Annotated in this window: 9 protein-coding genes and 1 pseudogene; 5 read left to right on the top strand and 5 right to left on the bottom strand. The window is 63.1% G+C overall.

Features of this window, described 5'->3' with window-relative positions; genetic code table 11:
• The 4 genes and pseudogenes from BLX41_RS36865 to BLX41_RS31595 form a co-directional block, all read left to right on the top strand.
• Nucleotides 1–398 (top strand): annotated as a pseudogene (locus BLX41_RS36865) (response regulator); the annotation flags it as partial.
• 556 nt (nucleotides 399–954) lie between these two features.
• Entirely contained in the window at nucleotides 955–1,290 is a 336-nt protein-coding gene (locus tag BLX41_RS31605; protein ID WP_123728041.1) for a type II toxin-antitoxin system RelE/ParE family toxin, read from the top strand.
• Entirely contained in the window at nucleotides 1,283–1,597 is a 315-nt protein-coding gene (locus tag BLX41_RS31600) for a helix-turn-helix domain-containing protein (RefSeq protein WP_123728040.1), read from the top strand. The genes BLX41_RS31605 and BLX41_RS31600 overlap by 8 nt, the downstream gene beginning before the upstream one ends.
• A gap of 61 nt (nucleotides 1,598–1,658) precedes the next feature.
• Nucleotides 1,659–2,555 carry a peptidoglycan DD-metalloendopeptidase family protein gene (locus BLX41_RS31595; RefSeq protein ID WP_123728039.1) on the top strand — a complete coding sequence of 299 codons (897 nt, stop codon included), beginning with the start codon at nucleotides 1,659–1,661 and terminating at the stop codon, nucleotides 2,553–2,555.
• 48 nt (nucleotides 2,556–2,603) lie between these two features.
• Here BLX41_RS31595 and BLX41_RS31590 read toward each other — a convergent pair whose 3' ends face one another.
• The 3 genes from BLX41_RS31590 to phoB form a co-directional block, all read right to left on the bottom strand.
• A complete protein-coding gene (locus tag BLX41_RS31590) occupies nucleotides 2,604–3,944 on the bottom strand; it encodes a hemolysin family protein (RefSeq protein WP_123728038.1) in 1,341 nt (446 codons plus the stop codon).
• A gap of 117 nt (nucleotides 3,945–4,061) precedes the next feature.
• Nucleotides 4,062–5,390: a phosphate regulon sensor histidine kinase PhoR gene (phoR, locus tag BLX41_RS31585; protein ID WP_123728037.1), complete on the bottom strand. Its 1,329-nt coding sequence runs from the start codon at nucleotides 5,388–5,390 to the stop codon at nucleotides 4,062–4,064.
• Nucleotides 5,391–5,481: 91 nt separating this feature from the next.
• The gene (phoB, locus tag BLX41_RS31580; RefSeq protein WP_003177195.1) at nucleotides 5,482–6,171 is read right to left on the bottom strand and encodes a phosphate regulon transcriptional regulator PhoB; all 690 of its coding nucleotides are present in this window, start codon (nucleotides 6,169–6,171) and stop codon (nucleotides 5,482–5,484) included.
• A gap of 151 nt (nucleotides 6,172–6,322) precedes the next feature.
• Between phoB and BLX41_RS31575 the strand changes: the two genes are divergently transcribed.
• Entirely contained in the window at nucleotides 6,323–6,706 is a 384-nt protein-coding gene (locus tag BLX41_RS31575) for a COG4315 family predicted lipoprotein (protein ID WP_123728036.1), read from the top strand.
• Nucleotides 6,707–6,757: 51 nt separating this feature from the next.
• On the opposite strand, the gene ubiA is transcribed toward BLX41_RS31575, so the two are convergent.
• Nucleotides 6,758–7,648: a 4-hydroxybenzoate octaprenyltransferase gene (gene ubiA, locus BLX41_RS31570; protein WP_123728035.1), complete on the bottom strand. Its 891-nt coding sequence runs from the start codon at nucleotides 7,646–7,648 to the stop codon at nucleotides 6,758–6,760.
• Complete coding sequence (locus BLX41_RS31565) at nucleotides 7,648–8,211, bottom strand: chorismate--pyruvate lyase family protein (protein ID WP_123728034.1); 564 nt, start codon at nucleotides 8,209–8,211, stop codon at nucleotides 7,648–7,650. The genes ubiA and BLX41_RS31565 overlap by 1 nt, the downstream gene beginning before the upstream one ends.
• Nucleotides 8,212–8,271: the final 60 nt, after the last annotated feature.

The following is an 8,271-nucleotide window of genomic DNA, read 5'->3' as shown; positions in this document are numbered from 1 at the left end:
CCCGCGGTTTGCTCAACAGCCCTCCGGTCAAGGCCCCGGCGCCTGCGGCAGCGGCCGGTGGTGGTCGTGGCCAGGGCCAACTGCGACTGTCCAGCGGCAATCAACAGTGTGTGATCAAGGCCCTGAGCATCAAGGAAGCCCTGCTGGTGGTGAAGCGCAGCGACAGCCTGCCCCAGGTGCTGGAGAGCGCGGTGCTGGACCTGGAGCAGGGCGACAACGCCGAAGTGGCGCGGCTCAATGGCTACCTGCATGCGGTGGTGGCCTTTGAACCCAAGCCGGACAGCGAGTGGCTGCAGCTGACTTTCCGCTTCGTGGACCAGGATGCCCAGAAGCTCGACTACATCTCCCGCCTGATCGCCCGCGGCACCGCACAGAAGCACTTCGTTCCCGGCGCCTGATCCTCACAGTCCGCTGTGTAGGAGCTGGCTTGCCAGCGAAGGCGCCCGCAAGGGCAACACAAGGCTTGAAGGCCTCTTCGCCGGCAAGCCGGCTCCTACGGTGGCAGGTGCTGAGTCCCCGACAAGCCGTCTTGCTGTGTAGGAGCTGGCTTGCCAGCGAAGGCGTCCGGAAGGGCAGCACAAGGCTTGCGGGCCTCTTCGCCGGCAAGCCGGCTCCTACGAGGATGGAGGCTGCGGAAACCTGCGGAAAACACTTTTCCCGTTGCGGATTTTTGCCTTGCGCTGAGGCGGGTTGCTGCGCCATCCCGCTATCGAGCGAACCCCTCGCAACATAGGCCGTAACCCTCAAGCCACAAGGCCTTCGCCGTACCCCTCGATACTTTCTGCCGTACGTCCGATTGATTTTTTTGCCCTTGATTTATATCTGTTTGGATATAGATTGCAGGAAGCGCTCCACGTCATTCGATGCTTGCGGCCATGCCTTGAAACAACCCGGCACGGCCGGCCTCGGCAGTCTTGATTAGCCTTGCTCCTGGTCAGGAACAGGAGAAGTTCGATGCCCAGGCACAAGGATGTGGTGTTTGTCGGGAGTGCGTTCAGGGATCTCAGGGCTTTCCCTGAAGATGCCCGTCGGGCCGCCGGTTTCCAGTTGGATCTGCTGCAGCAGGGTGAACAGCCCTACGATTGCAGGTCGGTGAAAACCATCGGTCCGGGTGTTTTCGAGATCAGGGTCCATGAGGATTCAGGGGCGTTTCGGGTGTTCTACGTGGTCAGGCGGCCGGCAGCCATCTATGTGCTGCACGCGGTGCGCAAGACCACCCGCAAGACCGAAGCGCGGGATATCGAACTGGCTCGCGCCAGATATCAGGAAGCAGGTTCACGCCATGACTGATTCACCGGTTAATCAGCGGTTCACCAGTGTCTGGGATGCCCTTGAGGCCACTCCCCAGGAAGCCGCCAACATGCGCCTGCGGGCCAAGCTGATGCTCGAACTGGGCAAGACCGTGCAAGCCTGGGGCCTCTCGCAGAAGGAGGCGGCCAAGCGTCTCAAGATCACCCAGCCACGGCTCAACGACGTGCTCAGCGGCAAGATCAACAAGTTCTCCCTCGATGCCCTGATCAATCTCTGCGAGGCGGCCCAGCTGGGGGTGGATCTGCGCTTCGATGGCCCAGACCTGGAACCCCTGGTGCCGGCCTGATTCACACAAGCTCCATATCCGGCTGTTAGCGTGGCTGCATAACCTGCCAAGAAGCTGCCCAATGTTTGTGCGCCTGCTGTTGTTGTGCGGACTGTCCATGCTTGCCACGTCGCTGGCGGCGATGACGGTCTACAAGTCCATCGACGCCAATGGCGTGGTGTCCTACAGCGACCGGCCTTCGCCGGGAGCCCAGGCGTTCGTGTTTCGCGATCGCATGGAAGAACACCTGGAGCGTCAGGTGCGCCTGGATATCCAGAAGCACAAGGGCGGGGACGCGGTATATGTGCGCAACGACCTCTACGCGCCGGTGGAGATCGAGTTGGGTTTTGCCGGTGTGCACAACGTCAGCGGAGCGCCCGGGCGGCCGATCCGCCAGGTGCTGCCGGCCCGCAGCAGGCAGCGCCTGGCGCTGCTCACGGCAGTTCGTGCCGATCAGCCCTTGAGCTATGTCCCCAGGTTCCGTTACTCCCTGGGGGACCCGGCAGGGGTCAGCCAGGCCTATCGCTACCCGCTGCCTTGGCGTGGCGGGCCGTTTCGCCTGACCCAGGGCGCCAATGGCCAATACAGCCATTTCGGTCCCAGGAGCCGTTATGCCATGGACATCGCCATGCCCGTGGGCACGCCGATCATCGCCGCCAGGGGCGGGGTGGTGGTGAAGACCGAGAATGCCCAGAACGGCCGGGGCAACAACCCGGCGGGCAACTTTGTCCGGGTGCTGCACGACGACGGCACCATGGGCGTGTACCTGCACCTCAAGCAAGGTTCGGTCAGCGTGCGGGAAGGGCAGCGGGTGGCGCTAGGCAGCCCGTTGGGGTTGTCGGGCAATACCGGCAACAGCAGCGGGCCGCACCTGCATTTCGTGGTACAGCGCAATACAGGGCTGGGGCTGGTGTCGATTCCCTATCAGTTCAATCAGCCCCTGGGGGATCTGCCGAATTTTGCCCTGGGCAAAAAATAACCTGCGCCTGCAGGACCCGGCTTGCCGGCGAACGGGCCGAATGGCCCGTCAATCCAGCATCAACACCTTGGCCAGGATGATCTTCGGTCCCTTCATCTTCTTGATGATGATGCGCAGGCCTTCGACTTCCAGCACTTCTTCCTCTTCCGGCACCCGTTTCAGGGTTTCGTACACCAGGCCGGCGAGGGTTTCGGCTTCGATATGGTCCAGGTCGATGCCCAGCAGGCGCTCGACCTTGAACAGCGGCGTGTCACCACGCACCAGCAGCTTGCCCGGCTGGTAGGCGAGGATGCCGCGCTCGGTCTTGCGGTGTTCGTCCTGGATATCGCCCACCAGCACTTCCAGCACGTCTTCCATGGTCAGGTAGCCAATGACCTTGCCATCGGCTTCTTCCACCAGGGCGAAGTGCGAACCGCCCTTGCGGAACTGTTCCAGCAGCTGCGACAACGGCATGTGCCGCGACACGCGCTCCAGCGGGCGGGTCAGTTCAGCCAGGTTGAATGACTCGGGGATATGGTCCAGGGCCGCCAGTTCCAGCAGCAGGTCCTTGATGTGCAGCAGGCCGACGAACTCGTTGTGCTCGCTGTCGTAGACCGGATAGCGACTGAATTTGTGTCGGCGGAACAGGGCGAGGATTTCCTTGAGCGGCGCATTGAATTCGACGCTGACCAGATCTTCCCGGGAGTTGGCCCAGTCCACCACTTCCAGTTCGCCCATTTCCACGGCCGAGGCCAATACGCGCATGCCCTGGTCGCTGGGGTCCTGGCCGCGGCTGGAGTGCAGGATCAGCTTGAGTTCTTCGCGGCTGTAGTGGTGCTCGTGGTGCGGACCGGGCTCACCCTGGCCGGCGATGCGCAGGATGGTGTTGGCGCTGGCGTTGAGCAGGTAGATGGCCGGGTACATCAGCCAGTAGAACAGGTACAGCGGCACCGCCGTCCATAGCGACAGCAGCTCGGGCTTGCGGATCGCCCAGGACTTGGGTGCCAGCTCGCCAACCACGATGTGCAGGTAGGAAATGATGAAGAACGCGGTGAAGAACGACACGCCGCGGATCACTTCCGGGGAGTTCACGCCTACGGCGCCCAATAGCGGCTCCAGCAGGTGGGCGAACGCCGGCTCACCGACCCAGCCCAGGCCCAGGGAGGCCAGGGTGATGCCCAGCTGGCAGGCCGAGAGGTAGGCGTCGAGCTGGCTGTGCACGGTGCGCAGGATCTGCCCGCGCCAGCCGTTCTTGTGGGCGATGGCCTCGACCCGGGTCGAGCGCAGTTTGACCATGGCGAACTCTGCGGCAACGAAAAAACCGTTGAGCAGGACCAGGATCAGAGCAAAAAGAATCATGCCGAAGTCGGCGAACAGAGACGCGAGGGTAAAACCAGGGGAAGGGTCCATGATGGAGTTTTGCGGGTTCCGTGTATTCGAAAAAGAAGGAAAGGCGGTGCCTGGAGGGCAGGCACAAGCTACGCAATGTAGCGGCTGACAGGGCGATTGCCTAGGGGCAAGCCACGGTCAGCGCTGTTCGGTCAGGCTGCCTGCTGCGGTTTTTTTAACCTGGGCCGGGGCGAAATGGCAGGTAAAAGTACTGCCGTGGCCCAGTACGCTGCTGATTTCCAGGCGTGCGCGGTGGCGCAGCAGCACGTGCTTGACGATGGCCAGGCCCAGGCCGGTGCCGCCGGTATTGGAGTTGCGGCTCGAATCCACGCGGTAGAAGCGTTCGGTGAGGCGCGGCAGGTGTTTGTTGTCGATGCCGATCCCGGAGTCTTGCACGCTCAGGTGCGCGCCCTGTTCGTCGCCCCACCAGCGGATGCGGATATTGCCTTCGGCCGGGGTGTACTTCACCGCGTTGAACACCAGGTTGGAGAAGGCGCTGCGCAGTTCCGCCTCGCTGCCCTTGAGCTGTACCGAGGCGTCGGCTTCCAGGGTGATGCGCTGGTTGCGCTCCCCGGACAGGGCCTGGGCATCGCTCTTGATCGATTGCAGCAGCCCATCGATGGGCACCGGCTGATTGTCCGAGGGGTAGTCGGTGGCTTCCAGCTTGGCCAGCAAGAGCAGGTCGTTGAGCAGGGTCTGCATGCGTCCGCCTTGCTGCTGCATCTGCTGCAGGGCACGGCTCCAGCGCGGATTCACTTCCTCGACGTTGTCCAGCAGGGTCTCCAGGTAGCCGCAGATCACCGTCAGCGGGGTGCGCAGCTCGTGGGACACGTTGGCGATGAAGTCCTTGCGCATCTGTTCCAGCTGGTGGATGCGGGTCACGTCGCGCACCAGCATCAGGTGCTCGTTGTTGCCGTAGCGGGTGATGTACAGCTGGATGCGTACCCGGTCGTTGGCCGGGGAGGGGATCTCCAGCGGTTCGGCGTAGCTGTCCTGTTCGAAATATTCCTTGAAGCGCGGATGGCGCACCAGGTTGGTGACCGGCTGGCCACTGTCCTGGGGAGTCTTGAGGCCCAGTAGTGTCTCGGCGGCGCGGTTCCACCATTCCAGGTTGCCGTCGCTGTCGAGCATGATCACCGCGTCTTTCAGGGCCGCGGTGGACTCCTGGACCCGGTCGATCACCGCCTGCAGGCGCCCGCGCACCCGTTGGTCGCGGCGTTGCAGGTGATAGATGCTGTCGAACACCTCACCCCACAGGCCGTAGCCGTCGGGCGGTGCTTCGTCGGGCTGATGCAGGCGCAGCCATTCGTGAAGGCGCAGCAGCTGCTTGAGGGTCCAGGCCAGGTAAATGCCCAGGCCGGCGGCCAGGCTCCAGCCGTAGTAACCACTGATCAGGCCCACCAGCAGGCAGCCGGTGATCAACAGCAGCAGGTGGCGAATCAGGGTGCCATGCCAGTTTTGATTCACTTGAAACACGTCCGTGGGGGTGAAGCAGCTCCGAGCTGCAAGTGTTGAAGCGGTCGCCTGTCAGCTGGCCGCTTGTCGCTTGCCGTCGGCATCAGGCCTTTGTGGAAAAACGATAGCCGGTGCCGCGCACGGTTTGTACCAGATTCTCGTAGGCGTCACCCAGGGCTTTGCGCAACCGCCGGATGTGCACGTCCACGGTGCGTTCCTCGACGTAGACATTGCCGCCCCAGACCTGATCCAGCAGCTGACCACGGGTGTAGGCACGCTCCTGGTGGGTCATGAAAAACTGCAGCAGGCGGTATTCGGTTGGGCCCATTTCCGCCGGCTTGCCGTCGATGGTCACCCGGTGGCTGATGGGGTCCAGCAGCAGGCCGCCGACTTCGATCGGTGCTTCGCCGTCGGTAGGGCCGGCGCGGCGCAGCACGGCCTTGAGGCGGGCGACCAGTTCGCGGGGCGAAAACGGCTTGGTGATGTAGTCGTCGGCGCCGACTTCCAGGCCCTGGATCTTGTTGTCCTCTTCACCCTTGGCGGTGAGCATGATGATCGGGATGTCCCCGGTCAGCTCGTCGCGCTTGAGGCGTCGGGCCAACTCGATGCCGGAGGTGCCGGGGAGCATCCAGTCCAGCAGGATCAGGTCCGGCTTGCGGTCGACGATGATGGCATGGGCCTGCTGAGAGTTCTCTGCCTCCATGCAGTCATAGCCGGCCATTTCCAACGCAACGGCGATCATTTCGCGAATCGGCGCTTCGTCGTCAACGATCAGAATGCTTCTGCCAACCATGCTGGAACCTCTTGTCATTTAACTGTCTTGCGCCGCATTAGATAACGGAATTATTGCAGTCGTGTGACAGTATTTCAGGTCGCGGGGCGCGGTGCAGCTTCGTCGACTAAGCTTTGGGTCCGATTCCTGACAACCACAAAAGAAGGTTTCCATGACTCTGTTCAAGCAATCGTTGAAAGTCCTGCTGGTGGGCGCTGTCCTGGCCCTGCCGACATTTGCCATGGCCGCCGACCCGGCGACGAGCAAGGATGGCGTGCTGGTCAATCTCCAGGGCATGACCCTCTACACCTTTGCCAAGGATGCAGGCGGAAAATCCATGTGCAATGACAAATGCGCCGCCAACTGGCCGCCGCTGATGGCCGAGGGCAGCGACAAGGACATGGGCAAGTGGACGGTGGTCAAGCGTGATGACGGCAAGGCGCAGTGGGCCTACGACGGCAAGCCGTTGTACAGCTTTGTGATGGACAAGAAGCCCGGCGACATGACCGGTGAAGGCAAGATGGACGGCGCCTGGAAGGTCGCCAAGTCCGATTAGCCGGCAGCGCGTAGCCGCTAAGAGCTTAGCGGCTACGGCGTTATGGGGATTTCAGCGCAACGCGTAATCCAGGACCACGCCGATAAAGATCGCCATGCCCGCCCAGTGGTTGTGCAGGAAGGCCTTGAAACACTTCATCCGGTCGCGATCCCGGGTGTACCAGAACTCCCAGGCAAAACACGCCGCCGCCACCAGCAGCCCCAGGTGGAACCAGCCCCCCAGATGGAAGCGCGCGCCTGCCAGCAGCAGGCAGCCCAATGACAAGCCCTGCAGGGTGAGAATGATCACCCGGTCGGCATCGCCGAACAGGATCGCCGTCGACTTGACCCCGATTTTCAGGTCATCGTCGCGGTCGGTCATGGCGTAGTAGGTGTCGTAACCCACGGTCCACAGCAGATTGGCGATGTACAGCAGCCACGCACTGGCCGGCAGTTCGCCGTTCTGCGCAGTGAAGGTCATCAGAATGCCCCAGGAGTAGGCTGCTCCCAGGACCACCTGCGGGTAATAGGTGTAGCGCTTCATGAAGGGGTAGCAGGCCGCCAGGGCCAGGGCGCCGAACGACAGCCAGACCGTGGTGGCGTTGGTGCACAGCACCAGCAGGAAGGCGGCGCCCATGAGGAGCGCGAACAGTGCCAGGGCTTCCTTGGCGCTGACCTTGCCGGTGGCCAGGGGCCGCTGGTCGGTGCGCTTGACCTGGCCGTCGACCTTGCGGTCGGCGAAGTCGTTGATGGCGCAGCCGCCGGCCCGGGTCAGGATCACGCCGAAGGTGAAAATCAGCACATGGCTGAGGGACGGCTTGCCCTCGGCGGCGATCCACAGGGCAACCAGGGTCGGCCACAACAGCAGGTAGATGCCGATGGGCTTGTCCATGCGGGTCAGTTGCAGGAAGTCCCAGGCTCGTGGATGCAGGCGATTGAGGGATTTGAGCAGGCTCAGGTACATCAGCAGGCCTCCGGTTGGGCTTCGATGGCGCGCCACAGGCTGGGCAGGAAGACCTCGGCGACCAGCAGGCTCAAAGGGCCGCGATCGAAACGCGAACGCCGGCCCCAGAGCCCCTCGGTGGCCACTGCAGTGGGCAGCCAGGCTTGCGGATAGCGGCAGACTTCGATGGGCCGGCGGGTAAAGGCTTCGTCGCAGAACAGCAGTTCCCCGAGGGAGCGGCTGCCCAGTTCGTCAATGTTCAACCCGCCCTCCTGCAAGGCGCTGCGGGCGGCCACACTGCGGGCGAACACCCAGGCTTCGCCGTGGCCCCGCAGGTACACCTCGCGAACCCAGCCCTGGCTGTGTTCGGGCAGGTCCAGGGCGGCGCATTCGTCGTTGCGCAGGGTTTGCCATTCTTCCACCAGCGGCGTGACGCTGAAGCCGTTGTGGGAGAGTCGGGTCAGGCGCCGGGTCAGCGACCCTTCATCGAACAGCCAGTTGGTAACGGCTGCGCCGGGGAAGGGGGACAGACGGCTTTGCACCACCCAGGTCGGGGCCGGTGCGGGGGACATTGAGTGCGGCACAGTGGGTCAGTATTGGCAGCAAATGAGGCGGCGAGCTTAGCATGGCAACCGCCGGTTTTG

It is taken from the genome of Pseudomonas protegens (assembly GCF_003732485.1).
GTDB lineage: Bacteria > Pseudomonadota > Gammaproteobacteria > Pseudomonadales > Pseudomonadaceae > Aquipseudomonas > Aquipseudomonas protegens_B.
The sequence above is the reverse complement of the archived record's forward strand: the minus strand, read 5'-3'. Positions and strand labels throughout refer to the sequence as shown.